A 17,105-nucleotide genomic window follows, 5' to 3' on the forward strand; every position below is an offset into this window, starting at 1 on the left:
CACCAGCGCAAGAACCGCTTAATGCAGGAACGCCACCACCTGATCGGCACTGAACGGCCAGCCCAGTTCAGCACCGGTATCGACTCGCCGCAACACCGGAATACGCAGGCTGTAGGCTGCGAACCATATTTCATCGTCGGCGATGTCCACCAGTTCCACCAGCAGACCGCGCTCGACGAATTCCATCAACATGGCTTCGGCTACTTCACAGAGATGGCATCCAAGGGTGCCGAACAGCTGACATTCGGGAAGCATGAGCGCTCAACCAGAAAATGAAGTGACCATTCTAGGCCTGCCCCGAAAAACCGTCGAGCCATTGAGGCCCCTGCCCTGATGCCACCGACGATAAAGAGACCCGAGTCAGTCCTGGCTCACGGCGCCGATCTTGTGTATCGACAGGTCCGCGCCGTAATACTCCTCTTCCTGACTCAGGCGCAATCCATGCAGCGCCTTGATCACGCCATACACCGCAAACCCGCCGGCCAGCGCAACCGTGATGCCCAGTGCCGTGCCGATCAACTGGCTGATCAGGCTGACCCCGCCCAGCCCACCCAAAGTGGTCTGGCCGAAAATGCCGCAGGCGATGCCGCCCCACACGCCGCACAAGCCATGCAACGGCCACACACCCAACACATCGTCGATGCGCCATTTGCCTTGGGCCGCGGTAAAGCACCAGACAAACAACGCCCCCGCGACGGCACCGGTGACCAGCGCCCCCACAGGATGCATCAGGTCAGAACCGGCACAGATTGCCACGAGCCCCGCCAACGGGCCGTTATGCAGAAAGCCGGGGTCATTGCGCCCGACAATCAGCGCCGCCACCGTACCGCCCACCAGGGCCATCAACGAGTTCACCGCCACCAGCCCGCTGACACCTTGCAGGGTTTGCGCACTCATGACGTTGAAGCCGAACCAGCCAACAATCAGGATCCACGAGCCCAGTGCCAGAAAAGGGATGCTTGATGGCGCGAACGCGACCAGCCGGCCCTCGCGATACCGGCCATTACGCGGCCCGAGCAACAGCACCGCCGCCAGTGCCAGCCAACCGCCCATGGCATGCACCACCACCGAGCCGGCAAAATCATGGAAACCGGCGCCAAAGCGCTCCAGCAACCAGGCTTGCAAGCCCAGATTGCCGTTCCAGACAATGCCTTCGAAGAATGGATAGATGAACGCGACAATCAACGCGGTTGCACACAGTTGCGGGACAAACCGGGCGCGCTCGGCGATCCCTCCGGAAATGATCGCCGGGATCGCCGCGGCAAAGGTCAGCAGGAAGAAAAACTTCACCAGTCCATAGCCATGGTCGGCATTGAGCACGGCCGCTGGCTGCATGAACGTCACGCCATAGGAAATCCAATAGCCTATAAAGAAGTAGGCCAGTGTCGAAACAGCGAAGTCGCTGAGGATTTTCGACAACGCATTGACCTGGTTTTTCTGTCGCACGGTTCCGACTTCGAGAAAGGCGAAACCGGCGTGCATGGCCAGAACCATGACCGCACCGATCAGAATGAACAGCGTGTTGGAGCTATGGACCAGGGTGTCCACAGCGCTTTGCAGATTTTCCATGGAATGGGCAGACCTTATGGCAGAAAAAAAGCACCAAAGCAGTTCGCGATGGCTGCCCATGCACCAATTTGCAGCTTCCAGGGATCAGCAGACTGATCCCGTTGAACCACTTTGGCGCACGGATGCCGCCCAGGAAAAACGCGCCCCGGACGTTTACGCGAGTTTTTGATTGTTGGTCCTACGGTTTTACTGAAATCATGCCCGGCAATAACGCAATGGTGCGGACCGGCGCACCACGACTCAGCAAAAGTTGTACCAGCCATTTGTACTGAACCTTCGCCGAAGGCTCATACTCGAACGCATCAGAACGCCACTTAAGGAGATCCACCATGGCCCGCACACAGGCAAAGACTGCTCAAGAAATCCTGATGAACGACTTTCAGACACTGGTCAGTGACACCGAACGGTTGCTGGAGCACACCGCGACCCTGGCCGGCGATCAGGCCGACGAGTTGCGCGAGCAGATCCACGACAGTCTCTTGCGTGCCCGTGAAACCCTGAAACTGACCGAAGACTCCCTGCGCGAACACGGCAAGGCTGCTGTCACCGCCACTGAAGACTATGTCCAGGCCAACCCTTGGCAATCCGTCGGGATCGCGGCCGGCGTGGGTTTCCTGATCGGCCTGCTGGCCAGCCGGCGCTGATATGTCGATCGGCGAATCCGGCCCGTCCATGACGGGAACCAGCTCCTCATCGCGGCGCCTGGGTGCTGCCTTCCTTGGGTTGCTGCACAGCCATGTCGAACTGTTCGGCATCGAATTGCAGGAACAAAAAGCCCGCACCGTCAGCCTGTTGCTGTTTGCCGGCCTGGCGCTGGTGTTTGCGTTGCTGCTGCTGGTAGGGCTGTCGACGCTGGTGCTTATCCTGTTCTGGGACACGTATCGCCTGGCCGCCATCATCGGGCTCTGTGTGTTCTACTCCCTCGCCGCCATATTCTGTGGGATGCGCCTGAGAGCAGCGATTTTCGATGAGTCCTCGCCCTTCCACGGCACCCTGGAAGAGTTGGCGAACGATCGGGAGCGCCTGCTGCCATGAGCCTGCCTGAATTGCCACAAAACAGCTCGCGCGCGGAAATGCGCAAGGCCCTGATCCGCCTGCGCATGGAAATGCACCGTCAGGAAATCCGCCACGAATCCGCGCAACTGCTGCAACCCTTGCAACGGGTGCGCGGGATGACGCAAAACCTGCAGGACGGCTTCGGCATCAAGCACGCTCCACTCTGGGGCGTGGCCGCCGTCACCTTGCTGGGTTTTCTGACCGGAAAGGGTGCAAAAAACGGGGGTGGTATCAGCAGCCTGACCCGGCTGATCCGCCTCGGCACCTCACTGGGGCCGCTGATCAAACTGATCATGCAGGGCTCTTCGCGCAAAGACTGATCAGTTTTTTCTGGCTGTATTCTTGCCATATCGACGGGATGTGCCCCTCTATCGAGGGGTGCAATCCTGTGCGCCTACCCGGTCAACAGGCACCCTCCAAAAAAGATCTTACAAGGAGGCCTCGATATCGACGCCGCCAGGTTGTAGTTCCGCTTGCAGGTCATGGCGCGAAACGGGAAGCTAGGCTATCAGTCACCTGACGGAGAGACCCCGCCTTGGATTGGCACACCCTGCTTACCCGCGAACGCCTCGGAAAACCTCTGCACAGCCCTGAAGAACTCGGCCGCAGCCCTTTCCACAAAGACCACGACCGCATCATTTTCTCGGGGGCTTTCCGCCGCCTCGGGCGCAAGACCCAGGTCCATCCGGTGTCCAGCAACGATCACATTCATACGCGCCTGACCCACTCGCTGGAAGTCAGTTGTGTGGGTCGTTCACTGGGTATGCGCGTCGGCGAAACCATCCGCAAGACTCTGCCCGAATGGTGCGAACCCAGCGACCTGGGGATGGTGGTGCAATCGGCCTGCCTGGCACACGACATCGGCAACCCGCCGTTTGGCCATTCCGGTGAAGACGCGATCCGCCATTGGTTCCAGCAAGCCGCCGGCCGTGGCTGGCTGGATGCAATGAGTGAGGCCGAGCGCAATGACTTCCTGAATTTCGAAGGTAATGCCCAAGGCTTTCGGGTACTCACCCAACTGGAGTATCACCAGTTCGACGGCGGCACCCGCCTGACCTATGCAACGCTGGGCACGTACCTGAAGTATCCATGGACGGCCAGGCACGCCGACTCGCTGGGCTACAAGAAACACAAGTTCGGCTGTTATCAGAGCGAGCTACCGCTGCTGGAGCAGATCGCCCATAAACTCGGCCTGCCACAACTGGAGGAGCAACGCTGGGCTCGGCATCCGCTGGTGTACCTGATGGAGGCCGCGGACGACATCTGCTATGCGCTGATCGACCTGGAAGACGGCCTGGAAATGGAGTTGCTGGAATACGCCGAAGTCGAATCCCTGCTGCTGGGGCTGGTGGGCGATGACTTGCCGGAGACCTATCGCCAGCTCGGCCCCGACGATTCGCGCCGACGCAAACTGGCTATCCTGCGCGGTAAAGCCATCGAGCACTTGACCAATGCCGCGGCCCGCGCCTTCGTCGAGCAACAGGATGCGCTGCTGGCCGGTACACTGCCCGGCGATCTGGTGGAACACATGCACGGTCCCGCCAAGCGTTGTGTGCTCAATGCCAAGGACATGGCCCGCAAGAAAATCTTCCAGGACAAGCGCAAGACCCTGCATGAGATCGGCGCCTACACCACGCTGGAAATCCTGCTCAACGCCTTTTGTGGTGCAGCGCTGGAGCAGCACAATGGGCGTACGCCGTCGTTCAAGAGCCGCCGCATCCTTGACCTGCTGGGCAACAATGCACCCGACCCTCACGGCCCGTTGCACACTTCGTTTTTGCGCATGATTGATTTCATCGCAGGCATGACCGACAGCTATGCCAGTGACATGGCTTTGGAAATGACCGGCCGCGCCAGCCACTGAAGTGAATCGGTTGGTCAGCCATTACGGCATTCGTTATGGCTGATCCCCCCTTGAACATCCAACAGCACTCAAGTTTCGTCGAATCGCCCTACAGCACATGGCGAGCAAACTGATCGCTTGCCCGGTACTCTCGCGAAACAATCGCCCTCCCTTCTGTTCGACAGATGAAGTGCACCCATGGCCGAAGACGATCTACGCATCCTCGTGGTGGAAGACCATCCTTTCCAACTAATAGCCACTCAATGCCTGCTGGAAAGTTATGGCTTCACCCGGCTGACGACCACCGACAGCGCCAAAGGCGCTCTGCAGCAACTGCTCGGGGCCGAGCAACCGTTCGACATCCTTTTATGCGATCAATGCCTGCCCGATCTGACGGGACTCGAACTGGTCCGGTTCGCCAGCCAGCGAGGGCTGATCAGGCAAGCGATCATTCTGAGTAGCCTGACGACGTCTGAACTGGATGAGCTTGAAAAAACGGCCACTAAACACGGGCTGCCATTATTGGGTTACTTGATAAAACCACTGAAACAATCTGAATTTAGAAACTTGTTGACCTCAGCACCACTATAGAAAAAAACATATAAAAGCTGACAAACACAAAGTGAAAAACCTACAAACAACTTCCTTTTAATGCACATCCATGGGCTGGACTTTTTTCAGCCTTCCTAATAAGAAACCTAGTTAATACGTAGTCCCATTCTTTTTAATCTGTAGGATTTCTCCTATATTGCTGCTACAGCTCGGTCAGTTCATGCGTCCCTTCTAGTATCTGAGCTATGGTGCGCGCTTTATTTGAGCTCGCATGGGACTTGATTATGAACTCCGTTTTTATTGTCGACGATCACCCGGTTATCCGCCTTGCCGTTCGAATGTTACTGGAGCATGAAGGTTACAAAGTCGTCGGCGAAACTGACAATGGGGTCGACGCCATGCAGATGGTTCGCGAATGCATGCCGGACCTGGTCATTCTCGACATCAGCATTCCAAAACTGGATGGCCTGGAAGTGCTGTCCCGATTCAATGCAATGAGCACCCCTCTTAAAACACTTGTACTGACAGCACAATGCCCGACACTTTTCGGTATTCGTTGCATGCAATCGGGTGCATCGGGCTATGTCTGCAAACAAGAGGCGGTCATTTTCAAGATAAATTAAAATTTTTCAGGAATATTGAATTGTAAACATCTAGGATCGAGCCAAGCCACAGTCCTTTTGGCGGAACTCCATTTACCGGTTTGCGCGTTGGGTGGCTCGGTGGCTGGGCCCCGCACCAACACTACCCTATCCGCACCCTCTGATCCCCTCGTGCAATCCGAGCATAGCTCTCCGCATCCAGCAACTGCTTTAAGCCGCTCACTCCTGGTCAAGATGGCTAGGGGTGCAGGTAAAATCCGTTGTAAATGGCTGGTTAGGTCCGTTGCAAATGAGTGGTCAAGTCAGTGCAATTGTCCAGGTGTCAGCGGTTCTGGAGAAGTGGCTCCAGCCAGCGGCGAGTTCAGCTAGTCTTCCGGCACCAGTTATTCGAGGACGACACCCATGCCAGATAACTCTGAAGCCAACATAGCCACAGCGGACGCTCTCACACTACTCCTGCACAACCAGCACGCGATATGTGCGGCCATTGAAGAGGTAACCAAGTGGCTCTCTGAGAATGGAGTGGAGAGTGTTTCCGCTAACGCGATGGGGGCCATGGAAACGCTGGACAAGAATGCACGAGCCATCACCGATGCAATTATGCGGCTACGCCATTCATGAGCATCATCTAATGCCCGATGCTCCTCTTAAATGAACAAATCCCGATTTAATGCGGGAAAAATGGGATTTTTTGGAGAGTGGGGAATTTCATTCCCCTTGACCAACCATTTGCATTGCCACTGACCAGCTAATTGCATTCGAATTGACCAGTAATCGCCATCGTGACGACCGACAGAGAACGACCCTTAGCGGACATCACCTCAACGGCCACTGGTATGGATGAGCCAGGCTATTAAAGCCGCGAAAGGAGCGAACAGTACCAAGCAGCCGACAGCGACTGCCCAGCCCCAGGCAAAACCGCTTTCTCCCTTGAAACGGCCGCCACTAAGCAAACCCAGCACATAAACGCCAATGCGATGAGCCAACAGGTTGATTACGATATCGAAGATGAACTCCATTTTTGATCCTCGTATTTCCTTGCCGGTTTTTCTACGCACATCCGAATGACTATTCTGGCCGATTTCTGCCTCTCACGAGGGGCAGAAAACGACCCAGGCTGTGTAAAAACGCAGGCACCGATTTTAAGCTCCCGTTGCTACGTAAAAACTGCCCGTACTTGGTGAAGTAGCGGAGCTGAAATTTGCGTAGGAATGGGGTTTTCGCTCTTCTTCTGACAGTCAAACCAGCTCCAAAACGTTTTTACACAGCCTCGGCCGATTGCTGCCTGTCACGAAGGGTAGCAGTCGGCCAACAGTTGCCTCAGGACTTCGTGTCAGCATCGCGGATTGGCCTGAGCACTATCGCGCCTTCTACTAACTCGATACTCAGTGGATCACCGAGGCCGACGTTCATTCCTGCAAGGATGTAAGGTGGAATATCAATTATTACGTCTCCGCTACCATCGCCGGCATCTTGGTATTTCACAGTCGACCGTACTGATTCGCTCATTGTACTTTTGCCTCACTCTTAGTCATAGCTGGTGTACTGAGTTGAATGGATATTCTGCTACCGAGTGGGTGTGATCGATAGCTAGACCAGGTCGCCCAGTACCTCTCTAGCAAGCGCTACTCTGTCCATCCTCCGATTCACATGGTCGACCGGTAGCCGGATAAGGCGCTCGAACCAATCAGGGTCGAATGTGATGACTTGGTTGTGAATGTCCGCAAGGCCTCCTTTACGCCCTAGCGACACCACAAGCTCCATGGTCTCCAGCAAACCGACCGCCTCGTTGTCTTTGGCTATGCGATGACGAATGAAGCTCATCTTGAGGTCAATGAAGGCTCCTTTAGTCCCGGGTTTGCCCTTTGTGTTTAAGCGGCCATAAGCGTCGACTTCGGCCTCGGGGACATGGACGCCAATAGCATCTGTAAGCTCGGTATTTCCCTTCACCTTTTGGGCGAACAAGGGCGTGGCATCAGACATATACGCGAAGATCCATGGCACATTGCGTAGCGTCGCACCGGTATAAAGGTAGCCCGCCTCTCCCTTGTAACGCTCAAGCATGCCTCTCAGCGCATTCAAGGACAGCACCACTTGGGTTTGCTTCTCTAAGACATAAACCACACGGTCGAACTGCTCGATCAACAGCGCCACGATTTTCCGTGGAATACCGTCGAAACGGCTTTTTCGAGCGGTCTGTTCGTGTTGGCGTGGCTGGTAGTACGGGCAGTTATCTCGGGCTTCGACATCAAGCGGGGCAACGCCCAGGACACCCGCAACCGTGTGCTTGCCAAAAGGTTTTTTTACATTCGCTGGTAGTTCGTATAGGCCAACTAACTGGACAGGGTTATCACAGGCTGGGCACACCGCGAATTGGGAGCGCCTGTTTCCACTACCGTCCTGGTACCACGGCTCTCGGCATCGGGTGTCTTCTTCGAACGAATCCTTGTCTATAGACCTGGCTGCTGTGTGTTCGATGCGCAGTTTGTAGACGTCCATGTACGTTGAAACCTCTCACCTTGGGAACCCAGATCTTAGCCAGCATGGGCGAAAGGGAACAGGGCCAAGTAAGCATGACAGGTGTGTTGACTGCCACTTGGTGGAGAGGTAGTCAAAACGAGCTTGGAGAGTGTCTAGAAAACTGGGGACGATTCACCCTCTTCGAAAATTGAAGGTCGCGACTTCACCCTGTGCCCCTAGGGAATCGCCCGAACCCAGCCTCTAAGCACCCCTCCTGGCAGGCCCCAATGGTGATGTCCAACTTCTGGGTCTGGGGGGCAGTTCAGATTAGGTGGACACCACCGCCTTAAGCGATGGCATCAGGAAGGTGCGTTGCCCGGACGGTTACACGGAGGGGGCGGCCGCTGTTGTGCCAGCCATCAGTTTGAAGCTTTCGCCTCTGCAGCTAGGTTCTGTAAACATTGTTCGGTGAACTTAAGCTTCTCCGGTGTGATGATGCCCCGGTTCGCCTTCAACATGCTCCAGTATGTCGCTTTTATCCAGCCGTCATAGCAATGCACGGTTTCGCCAACCTGCATGCCCACTGCATACATCTTGGAAAGCGTGATCGTAAGAACGAAAAATACGGGTGCTATTAGCAGGATGCTCAGACTGGCCCTGTAGTAGGGCTTCAGGTACTTAGTGTACTCGCGCATCAGGAAGTAGATGTTCTCCTGGTGCTGCGTATATTGAGTATCCAGCGCGCGGATGGCGTCAAAGTCTGAAGCAGGAACCAGCACTTCGCGCTCGGGAGAAAACGGTGCTTTGCGCGTAGCCGCCAATCGTTGTAGCTCGGCAAGTGAGTCTCGCAATACGCGGACGCTGCCTTCACGGTCGACCAGGTCGCGATATGAGGCGTACTTGAAGACTCTTGGTGCCGTTGCCTTGTACACCAGGATGAAGGCAAAAAACGATAGGCCGCTCACCCAATACAAGTAGAGTTCGAAGGGGAGCAGTTCTTGTTTGTTAGCGGCCTGAGAAACAGACAGTGCTAGAGGCACGATAGTCAATGCCACAGAGATGAGCACCAAGGCCTTGCTGTTGGCGACCATAGACAGTATTTGCCAATCATTAGTAAAGGCCAGCTCCTTGACGTTGCAGGCCCGGGCAACAATTATCACCGTGAGCAAAAGGCCCGCGAATATATAGTACAGCCAGGGGGTGCCCTGCCCTAGGGAGTACTCGATCAGCAGTTTCGGGACGACGGTAACGACTAGTCCGATAAACAGCCCCCAAACTATTCGTACGCAAGGTTGGTTCCACTTGTCGAGGCGTTTCTGGGTAGGATTTTGGTTAGTTTGCTGGTCACAAGGGACTGACATTACTTCTTCCTTTTTGAATGGCTAAGCGACCGAGCGTCTTGGGGGAGCTGGGTTATTCGCAGGCGAGGCCTCTCTTCACACTTAGGAGAGCGATTCCTTGGTAGCATTGTGCCATTAAATGGCGCCGAATGTGATGCACCTGACATGGCGCAGTTGAACTGTGGGAGTAACCAGTGGTTTTGAAGGTGTTGGTTTAGTCAGCGGAATGGCTTCGGCTTGGCGATGATTTGGCTGGTGTCTTCGCGGCCATTGACCGCTTCTACAGGGGGACGCAAGTACGACATAGCCCTCTATGGGAGTGGGCTCTACGCAGAGAGCACCGGTCCTCAGATAGGCCTCTTCGTCTGGTGAAACTACAAAGATGCGAAGTCCTAGAGCGCTACAGAGTGCGGTTTGTGCTTGATGCGATGTTAGTTCCAGATTCAGCTATAGACGTTCTCGGCCAGGTCGACGCGCAGGCCTACTTCGATCAAGACTCCTTAACGGTCGAAATGGTCAGGTACTTCCATGATCATGACAATCCCATAGATCCATTTGCAGACGACACGTCTGTAGCCGTACCGCCGAAGCTAATCAAGGAGATGGGTTTTTACCTTGTGCGGGTTAGTCGAACTTGGGACAAGGTTTTCTCATGGGGGAGAGCAACGTGTCATCGCGATTCCTATCAAGCGGACTCTTCCGTCGCGCAAGGTCGAACAGCTGATGTGCGGAAGTAAAAAATACGCCAGCATTTAGCGTTCAATAAGGGAACTTGCCCCGGAATTTAAAGGCCGAATAGTTAGCGCTAAAAGATGGCCATACTCTGCCATCCACTCGTTTAACGGTAGATGACGCCATCTTATTCGGGCTCATTTTTTTGGGTCAAACGTTAATGCACTTTTACCCCAGCCAGTCTGCCACTCCACCATCCCGAAGCCGTGCGGCGACGTTTTTGCGTAGGCAGTTGCGCACTCACGCCCGGGGTTCTGCTCCGTCGACTGTTTTGGCCCAATAGCTAAACCGCAGGGTTGTTCCTCCTTCTTTAGTTTCTCCACCATCGATAAGCTGCTGGCGATCAGGAATCTGGCTGGAGAGAAATCACTCAGCTGAAATGCCTCCACGTGTGCCCAGCGCGCTATAGCGGTCCCCCAGTCTAGAATTGGAACAAAAACCCAGTCCGGCTGATAAAGCTTAATAAGCTGAGAAGCCAACGGGCTGGATTTTATATCTTGGCAAATGAGTACAACGCATCGCCCAAACCCATCTAAATCAGCGACAACAACTTCGTCACCCGCGTGATTATGCTCCATGAGCCGACCATTATGGCCAGGAACAAGCCCGAGATCTTCGGAGCGGGACGTGTCCAATCCAGCCTGCCACATTTTTCTTTGGCGCCAAAGCTCAACACCGGAGCCATTGAACACGCGAGTTTCATTCCAAGGTAAGCCATCTCGAGTTTCGATCGTATTGCCAGAACCAGCGAGCAGAATCCGCGTGCGACCAGGTTTAGCGCTAATCAGCGGGCTAAGTCTATCCGCTGCGCGAGCATCCACCATCAATTCAGCAGACATCACAATATCCGCGTAACCAATGTCACAAAGGACGGAGTCAATTACCGCAGCCGCGTCAATGTCCTCGCTGAGTTTGAAGTCAATATACGCATGCCCATTTCGCTCAACTCTTTCTATTAGCAAATGTTCATCTAATTGCGCTATTGGGATAAATGCAACTTTTTCCGAGCCGCTCGAACTAGGGGCCAGCCCAAGACCTTGACTAAGAGAGCGATCTTTGGCGATCGTACACACTCTGATTGGCCTCTCGTCAATTAAGAACTCTGTTCGTACTACCGTCAGGAATGCGAACTGATCGAGGAAAGAGTACGCACTTGATGCGAAATCACCGCGAGGTGAGCGAACCAAAGGCCCCCTTGGAACCAACTGATGAGTCTGCGTAGAACTGAATGCACCGTTATCTAGTCGCTCAAGAACAATTTTGCGCATCCAATGTGATAAGGGAATCCGATCAAACAACTTACTTCGATTTAACGTTCGAGGATGGACGATCTCGAAAAAATCATCTATTGCGGCAAGAACGTACATTATTCTGCCATTCAGAACGGCAGGATTATCTCCACGCTGTAAATTCTTGAGCGCTGCATAAGAGTCCGAAGCACTAGAAATTAATATCGACTCGCCGACGGCGTGCTTAAATTCCGCGCACGGTAATTTAAAATTCTGCACATCAGGACCACTCCACTTGCGGGCAAGCTCCCAATTTTCCATGAATAAGTCAGCGGGAGAAGGCATTATTCAATCGTCCTCGGGCGAGTTACTATCGTGTCTTTTTCCTCGCACAAATAAGCGATTCTCCAACACACTATTATGAGCTTCTATATGTACACCCACGCGATCAAATAAAGTAGAAAGTAAGTCAAACTCATTCATCAATAATGTCCAATCTTCTTCTTTAACACTATGCCGACGACGAATAAGCCCTTTAAGCACAAGCGACGCTGCTTCAGAGAAGGCTGTACATATCACAAACGAGCGTGACCGATCTTCATGCTTTATAACAACTGAAACCAACTCGCGAGCTATTTTAAAGAAATCTACAGCCTGCTCTGGGTAGCGCCCATAATAATTACCAAGTTGAACTCTAGCTCTGTTATCTCCTCCAAATAAGGCCTCACAGAACTTCACGGTCAAGGCGTCACTGCCGCTTTCAATTACGACTCTACTCAAGGTTATAAAGCGAAGCACTACCCTCTGAATAGACCACCCGCTAGCAGCAGCTTCAACCGCATGCTCAGCTGCTTCTCGCACGCTTAAATAAGGCCTGGGAAGCTCAGTAAATCTGATATGAATATTAAATTTTATTCTGGACAGCACACTTGACGCGTTGTTTCTTAACGTATACTTTTCAATCAGACTAAGCGATTCAGCAAGATCACTGCGTGCAGCTTGATAATTCCCCATCTGAATTTCTATTTCAGCTTTAAGCCGGCAAACGTCAACATCAATCGCGACAGTCTCAGCTAACTGATCTTGGGCAAGTTTATGTCCAGTGAGATCTTTGCTCAGAGCGACAATTTCCCCTATCGTTCTCTTGACTGCCTCAGCCTTCTTCATTTCGACATAGATCCACGCAGCCTTACGTCTGTGCTCTATACGCCGAAGTTTCAGGTTGATGGATGAAAAGCCCGCTAGGATTATATCGAGCTCCTCCAGCAAAGCCAGTTGAACTTCATGCTCAAGCATATAACCGTGAAAATCTACTACTTCAGAAAGCTTACTCTCAAGAGGGATATTCCACATATCAGGTTCAACGCTAGCAATAGCGCGAAGCAAATCAACAGCAGCCATTTTAATTGATATTATTTCGGCGAGATCATCCAGATTTTCAGCAACGTTATCGCACGCTCGGACTAATGCTTTCACATAGTCTGGATCAAGATACTCTTCATTTACAATCAATTCTTGAGCGCTTTGAGTAAGCTGTTGTAGCTCCGCAACCGCCGATTCTGAATCGCGGGTTGCTAGGTTCTCTAGAAACTCTTCAGTAGCATGTCGAGGCAATAGTCTGCGCTTAACCAAATCTATTGTTTCGGCTTTTATGACTGGAACGTTAATACTCTTCCCTACAAGCTCACTTGCCAATTTCGCATAATTCAACGTCAACTGATCGAATTTCGGGTCGGTAGCAACAAATGGTGCGAGAGTTTCATAGGATGGAATACTATCAATCGCAGGTATTGCCAAATTCTTAATATCTTCTTGAATCGCCAAGTTGGAAAAACCTCCAACTCTGACCAACTCACTAACAGCGCGCGCCTTGGCGTCGCTGACTTCAGAAGATTCAGTACCAACAACGCGCATACGCATGGGTACTGCCCTTAGAGAGACCTCTTCTTCTCGACGCTCTCTAATTGCAGAAGCAACACGCGCAATACCATCGATATTTTGACGGTTGAGCACAAAACACAACGCAACTTCGTCAGGCATTTGCATTGTGCAAATACCGGCAACATCAGCAAAGCCCGTACGACTATCAATAAGAATTAAATCGTACTTAGATTTTGCCCATGTCTTTAAATGTTCAAGTAGGGCTCCACCTGCATACTTATCAAAAAAATCGCTCCAAGAAAATTTAGAGAGTGCGTCTTCATAAAAAAGCTGCTCTTTTCCTACCGTTAATCCACCTGCACTAATATAGTCAAGCTTAATATTTTTTTCGAAAAGTCCTGGCCCAATTAGAGGTTTAACACACTCCTCAAAAATGTCACCTGAACTCGCCTTATCAAAAAGTAACTCCACATCTTCAGAGCTTTGCGCCTGCTCGGCACCTGCACTCCAATCCCAAAAGATATTTAGCAATCCTCGGGTGTTTTTTAAGGCTTTTGCTTCTGCTCCGTCGTGAAGGCCGCGAAAATAATAAGCTAATCCTGGCGCTTCCATATCCCAGTCCATGACAAGCACTTTGTAACTGTCCAACGCCGCTAAGAACGCGACGTTAGCAAGACTCATAGTTCGGCCTACGCCCCCTTTGTAGGAGTAGAAAGTTACAATTTTCGATTGATTCATGCTGACATCCTCTCAGCACGATTGCTAACGGAACGACTGAAAGCAATCTGGCGTTGCATAAATGGCTGTGAAGACTCCTTCCTACTTTCAAGTGCAACTACAGCGCTATCTCTAGACACTTTCGGAACTGGCGCATCGAAACTCTTTTGCACCCTTTGCTCTTCATGTATTTGCCTAGCCGTTGCAGAAAGGGAATTAATTACAGTTGTACCGACCTTTTTGGATGTAGTAATTCCCAATTCTCTAAATTTTCTTAGCTTACGGCTGACGTTTTCTTCTGTTTGGCCTACAATTTTAGAAAGCACTTTGTTGCTAAGTGACTGTTCAAACAAAGCGCTTATATATGACACATTCGCCGGATCATTCAAAAATTCATTGAATTCGGCACTAACTTTTCTATCCAAACCCTGTGCAGCCAAAAGTTGGGCAAGGCTAAGCATACCCATCTGATATGCCTCTCTATGCAAGGAATCTGCCTTGTTGGCTGCTTGGACAGCAAGCTGGACATCAGCAGAGCAACGGGTCAATGCACTCTGATAGAGCTGCACTATCGCATCGTGGATTTCGCCTGATTTTTGGCGTGATGCGCTTAGCATGGCTTCCTCGAGCCAATCGGCGAGGATGGTGCCTGAATGCCGACTAAGGCCCAGTGGTTCCTTCGGATTTTGCAGCAGTTCCATAAGAACGTTACCGGCCGTCATAGTATTCCCCTCTTGGTCTAGGGGAACTATAGGCGCAAATCAAGTAACGATCAACGATGAGCTGGCATCACCGAGAGCCTTTCGTCCTCTTTTTATTCGGATTGACGCCGTACAATTGACTTCTACTTTCGATTTGTGAGCCATCACAGTCAATTTTGCTAAAATCGCCGGATTTCTGTCGCGTGTCATTGATCATTATTTGATTCCGATAATGAGCAGGCCGCTCCCGTTACGGACCCGCTCAAAAACAGTAAACAGGCACGCTCAATGTGCAGACCGCACTCATCAACGCTCAGATTGCGAACTCAGCCGCCCAACAGAACGCTTCCATCCAAGCGCTACAGCAGGAATCCGGCAGTATCACCGCCCAAGCGGCGGTCATCCAGGCTCAGGCAGTCCTGCAAGAAGCCATCAGGGCCAAACACCAGAGCGGGTGTCCGAGCAATCAGTTGCGCACTTATGCCATACCGAAACTGGATAGCGATTACTTCGACGAGGAAAAAGAATTTTGAGCCTCGTCATTCGTTTCTCGGCACCGGGGAGGGCTAGTAAGCGAGCACTGGACACTAGCTCCCCTATGATCAAAAGAACCATTACCAATCTGATTCCAGCTCGGTGCTAAGGTGGATACCCATCACCTTGGCCTTGCGGTATCTCAGCGGCTCCGCATTGATCTCTAGGGCAACAAGTCGACTTGCAGCGATGATCAAGCTGTTGAAGCGGTCATTGTTAATGGCGACATATGCGATGAGCCTTTTGCCAGTCGCTTGCATAGAGCCGATGCAGCGAGGAGCCGACTTGTCGCTTAGGAGTAGTGGGTCAACGTGTAGGTAGCATTCTAGGGTTGGGTATTTGAATGCTTCAGGGTATCGAACGGAGCCGTAAAGCTTGATCGCAGTATGCTCTGAATAATGGTGACCGATTGGCCTGGTATCGGTAGGCGTGGCCATGCTGAAAGACCATGACATATCCCATCCCCATATCCGGGCTTGTAGGATTGTTCGCTCAACGGTGGCACGATTCCGACTAGCCATAGCATTCACCCTCCCCGTTTGAGTTGGCTACCCGACCGATATTGCCTGTTTCATCACTGCCGGTCAGCCGATCGGGCTGGGATTGCGAGTCACCTCTGAGTTCTTCAAGCCCGAAGGTAACGTGGTGCCTTTCAGCGATCGGGTTATGGCGGGGCTGCTGCACGCGGTAGTAGCAATAGGCATAGGTCATGAAGAAGGAAGCAGTGCGCCATGGTTCTACGTGCTTAATAGCTGGGGCCCTCAATGGGGTTTAGTCGGCCACAAGCTGTCATCAGCGTCCACGAAATGTAAAGCGAATCGAGCCAATCACAACCTGGCATCCGGAGCCTAGAGCGGAGTGCTCCCGCGCTATGGAGCTCCACTGAAACCGGTGGGTCATGGACTAAATACTTATCGAAGGACTTGGTACGTGTTTTCCATCGTCTGAGGGCGTGTCAGCTGGCTGCCGGTGGTGGTGGACGCGTACCTATTGAGGCGAAAAAGAATTTCAGATAGGTACCGCCGTCCTCTACGTCGAGAGGTAGCCTTGGCACACGTTATCCAAATAGGTATCACTGAGTGTCCCAAGCACCTACCGAAGCAGTACAACATTGCGAAACCCTCCTGCGAACCATGATGGAGGATCTCCAGGCCAAGTGCATCTGGCCGAACGTGCGCAGCATCATTGACGGCCTGCTCAAACGCCGTATTGAACTAGCAGACGTCTACGAGGAGGTTTACACCTCATTGGCTCAGGCCCCGAGGGCCCTTTACATATTTTGGGATGCCTTCGTCCACGCTGCTGACGGTTGGAATCCTGAAAAGAACCGAGCAGCCCGGCAGGCGCGTGAAGAATTGGTAGGGATCAATAGTCGAATCAGCGAGCTCGCTGATCAGATGGCAGCATTGCTCTGTCGGCGCGATGACCTTCATAACCATTCGGGGTTTAGCTCGGATACCCACTACCACATTCTAGATATCGTGCAGGAAGCTTCGGAACACAATGATCTCTACGAGAGCTACGTGAAGGATGATATGGATCGTCTCCAATACCAGTACGACCTCAAGTATTGGCCGGCATTGAGCGAGGTGGTTCAGGCCATCGGCATCGATGCTGAGAGAGCTGAGGTTACCGCCAACAATCCGGCTACTGCGGCTGCCACGGAAAGCCGGAAATCAGGGCGCTCGGACTTTGTGAAGGCGTTCCTGGCTCGTATTGACGACAACAGAGTGAGGGAGTGCAGCTTCATACCCAACAGCTTTGCTCTTTCTGACAGCGGCTTGGCCTCACTGGTTAACTGCGGGTTGGACTTGAAAGTCGAGGAGCTAGTCGACGCCGATTTCATCAAGCGATTCCGGCAAAGGCAGCGGCAGGCGAAGAGAGCCTGA

Annotated in this window: 17 protein-coding genes and 1 pseudogene; 10 read left to right on the forward strand and 8 right to left on the reverse strand. The window is 52.7% G+C overall.

Annotated elements, in window-relative coordinates:
* Positions 1-18: 18 nt before the first annotated feature.
* Positions 19-255 (reverse strand): glutaredoxin family protein, encoded by a 237-nt coding sequence (locus tag VC35_RS13235; RefSeq protein WP_046040611.1) that lies wholly within the window; start codon positions 253-255, stop codon positions 19-21.
* Positions 256-360: 105 nt separating this feature from the next.
* Positions 361-1,569 (reverse strand): ammonium transporter, encoded by a 1,209-nt coding sequence (locus tag VC35_RS13240; RefSeq protein WP_046040612.1) that lies wholly within the window; start codon positions 1,567-1,569, stop codon positions 361-363.
* 329 nt (positions 1,570-1,898) lie between these two features.
* Between VC35_RS13240 and VC35_RS13245 the strand changes: the two genes are divergently transcribed.
* From VC35_RS13245 to VC35_RS29995, 7 genes and pseudogenes are all read left to right on the forward strand, one after another.
* The gene (locus VC35_RS13245) at positions 1,899-2,213 is read left to right on the forward strand and encodes an ElaB/YgaM/YqjD family protein (RefSeq protein ID WP_046040614.1); all 315 of its coding nucleotides are present in this window, start codon (positions 1,899-1,901) and stop codon (positions 2,211-2,213) included.
* A gap of 1 nt (position 2,214) precedes the next feature.
* The gene (locus tag VC35_RS13250) at positions 2,215-2,604 is read left to right on the forward strand and encodes a phage holin family protein (protein WP_046040616.1); all 390 of its coding nucleotides are present in this window, start codon (positions 2,215-2,217) and stop codon (positions 2,602-2,604) included.
* Positions 2,601-2,945, forward strand: a complete 345-nt coding sequence (locus VC35_RS13255; RefSeq protein ID WP_046040617.1) for a hypothetical protein — start codon at positions 2,601-2,603, stop codon at positions 2,943-2,945. Before VC35_RS13250 ends, VC35_RS13255 begins: the two co-directional genes overlap by 4 nt.
* Before the next feature lie 215 nt (positions 2,946-3,160).
* Positions 3,161-4,489: a deoxyguanosinetriphosphate triphosphohydrolase gene (locus tag VC35_RS13260; RefSeq protein ID WP_046040619.1), complete on the forward strand. Its 1,329-nt coding sequence runs from the start codon at positions 3,161-3,163 to the stop codon at positions 4,487-4,489.
* A gap of 177 nt (positions 4,490-4,666) precedes the next feature.
* Positions 4,667-5,059, forward strand: coding sequence for a response regulator (locus tag VC35_RS13265; protein WP_046040621.1), 393 nt, complete (start codon positions 4,667-4,669; stop codon positions 5,057-5,059).
* A gap of 245 nt (positions 5,060-5,304) precedes the next feature.
* Positions 5,305-5,619, forward strand: a pseudogene (locus VC35_RS13270) (response regulator); the annotation flags it as partial.
* Positions 5,620-6,024: 405 nt separating this feature from the next.
* Positions 6,025-6,243 carry a hypothetical protein gene (locus tag VC35_RS29995; RefSeq protein WP_046040622.1) on the forward strand — a complete coding sequence of 73 codons (219 nt, stop codon included), beginning with the start codon at positions 6,025-6,027 and terminating at the stop codon, positions 6,241-6,243.
* Between the two features lie 200 nt (positions 6,244-6,443).
* Here VC35_RS29995 and VC35_RS13280 read toward each other — a convergent pair whose 3' ends face one another.
* The 6 genes from VC35_RS13280 to VC35_RS13310 form a co-directional block, all read right to left on the reverse strand.
* On the reverse strand, positions 6,444-6,641 hold the full coding sequence (locus VC35_RS13280; RefSeq protein ID WP_046040623.1) for a hypothetical protein: 198 nt from the start codon (positions 6,639-6,641) through the stop codon (positions 6,444-6,446).
* A 571-nt stretch (positions 6,642-7,212) separates the two neighbouring features.
* The gene (locus VC35_RS13285; protein WP_046040624.1) at positions 7,213-8,121 is read right to left on the reverse strand and encodes a hypothetical protein; all 909 of its coding nucleotides are present in this window, start codon (positions 8,119-8,121) and stop codon (positions 7,213-7,215) included.
* A gap of 380 nt (positions 8,122-8,501) precedes the next feature.
* The gene (locus VC35_RS13290; protein WP_046040626.1) at positions 8,502-9,443 is read right to left on the reverse strand and encodes a hypothetical protein; all 942 of its coding nucleotides are present in this window, start codon (positions 9,441-9,443) and stop codon (positions 8,502-8,504) included.
* Between the two features lie 848 nt (positions 9,444-10,291).
* Positions 10,292-11,728 carry a hypothetical protein gene (locus VC35_RS13300; protein ID WP_046040629.1) on the reverse strand — a complete coding sequence of 479 codons (1,437 nt, stop codon included), beginning with the start codon at positions 11,726-11,728 and terminating at the stop codon, positions 10,292-10,294.
* Between the two features lie 3 nt (positions 11,729-11,731).
* A complete protein-coding gene (locus VC35_RS13305) occupies positions 11,732-14,002 on the reverse strand; it encodes a KGGVGR-motif variant AAA ATPase (protein ID WP_046040631.1) in 2,271 nt (756 codons plus the stop codon).
* A complete protein-coding gene (locus VC35_RS13310) occupies positions 13,999-14,682 on the reverse strand; it encodes a helix-turn-helix domain-containing protein (RefSeq protein WP_185754779.1) in 684 nt (227 codons plus the stop codon). The genes VC35_RS13305 and VC35_RS13310 overlap by 4 nt, the downstream gene beginning before the upstream one ends.
* Positions 14,683-14,972: 290 nt before the next feature.
* Here VC35_RS13310 and VC35_RS13315 point away from each other — a divergent pair, with 290 nt between their 5' ends.
* The 3 genes from VC35_RS13315 (at position 14,973) to VC35_RS13325 (ending at position 17,105) form a co-directional block, all read left to right on the forward strand.
* Positions 14,973-15,215 carry a hypothetical protein gene (locus VC35_RS13315; RefSeq protein ID WP_046040635.1) on the forward strand — a complete coding sequence of 81 codons (243 nt, stop codon included), beginning with the start codon at positions 14,973-14,975 and terminating at the stop codon, positions 15,213-15,215.
* Positions 15,216-15,789: 574 nt separating this feature from the next.
* Positions 15,790-16,068 (forward strand): C1 family peptidase, encoded by a 279-nt coding sequence (locus VC35_RS30325; protein ID WP_404942357.1) that lies wholly within the window; start codon positions 15,790-15,792, stop codon positions 16,066-16,068.
* Between the two features lie 227 nt (positions 16,069-16,295).
* Positions 16,296-17,105 carry a hypothetical protein gene (locus tag VC35_RS13325; RefSeq protein ID WP_052960559.1) on the forward strand — a complete coding sequence of 270 codons (810 nt, stop codon included), beginning with the start codon at positions 16,296-16,298 and terminating at the stop codon, positions 17,103-17,105.

This window comes from Pseudomonas fluorescens (assembly GCF_000967965.1).
In the GTDB taxonomy this organism is placed as follows: Bacteria; Pseudomonadota; Gammaproteobacteria; order Pseudomonadales; family Pseudomonadaceae; genus Aquipseudomonas; species Aquipseudomonas grandcourensis.

What these genes read in the sequence shown, in the direction of transcription:
- VC35_RS13255 (WP_046040617.1), top strand. Translation starts at nt 2,601, where the DNA reads ATGAGCCTGCCTGAATTGCCACAAAACAGCTCGCGCGCGGAAATGCGC.
- VC35_RS13240 (WP_046040612.1), bottom strand. Translation starts at nt 1,569, where the DNA reads ATGGAAAATCTGCAAAGCGCTGTGGACACCCTGGTCCATAGCTCCAAC.
- VC35_RS13280 (WP_046040623.1), bottom strand. Translation starts at nt 6,641, where the DNA reads ATGGAGTTCATCTTCGATATCGTAATCAACCTGTTGGCTCATCGCATT.
- VC35_RS13310 (WP_185754779.1), bottom strand. Translation starts at nt 14,682, where the DNA reads ATGGAACTGCTGCAAAATCCGAAGGAACCACTGGGCCTTAGTCGGCAT.
- VC35_RS13300 (WP_046040629.1), bottom strand. Translation starts at nt 11,728, where the DNA reads ATGCCTTCTCCCGCTGACTTATTCATGGAAAATTGGGAGCTTGCCCGC.
- VC35_RS13245 (WP_046040614.1), top strand. Translation starts at nt 1,899, where the DNA reads ATGGCCCGCACACAGGCAAAGACTGCTCAAGAAATCCTGATGAACGAC.
- VC35_RS13285 (WP_046040624.1), bottom strand. Translation starts at nt 8,121, where the DNA reads ATGGACGTCTACAAACTGCGCATCGAACACACAGCAGCCAGGTCTATA.
- VC35_RS13235 (WP_046040611.1), bottom strand. Translation starts at nt 255, where the DNA reads ATGCTTCCCGAATGTCAGCTGTTCGGCACCCTTGGATGCCATCTCTGT.
- VC35_RS13265 (WP_046040621.1), top strand. Translation starts at nt 4,667, where the DNA reads ATGGCCGAAGACGATCTACGCATCCTCGTGGTGGAAGACCATCCTTTC.
- VC35_RS29995 (WP_046040622.1), top strand. Translation starts at nt 6,025, where the DNA reads ATGCCAGATAACTCTGAAGCCAACATAGCCACAGCGGACGCTCTCACA.
- VC35_RS13290 (WP_046040626.1), bottom strand. Translation starts at nt 9,443, where the DNA reads ATGTCAGTCCCTTGTGACCAGCAAACTAACCAAAATCCTACCCAGAAA.
- VC35_RS13305 (WP_046040631.1), bottom strand. Translation starts at nt 14,002, where the DNA reads ATGAATCAATCGAAAATTGTAACTTTCTACTCCTACAAAGGGGGCGTA.
- VC35_RS13250 (WP_046040616.1), top strand. Translation starts at nt 2,215, where the DNA reads ATGTCGATCGGCGAATCCGGCCCGTCCATGACGGGAACCAGCTCCTCA.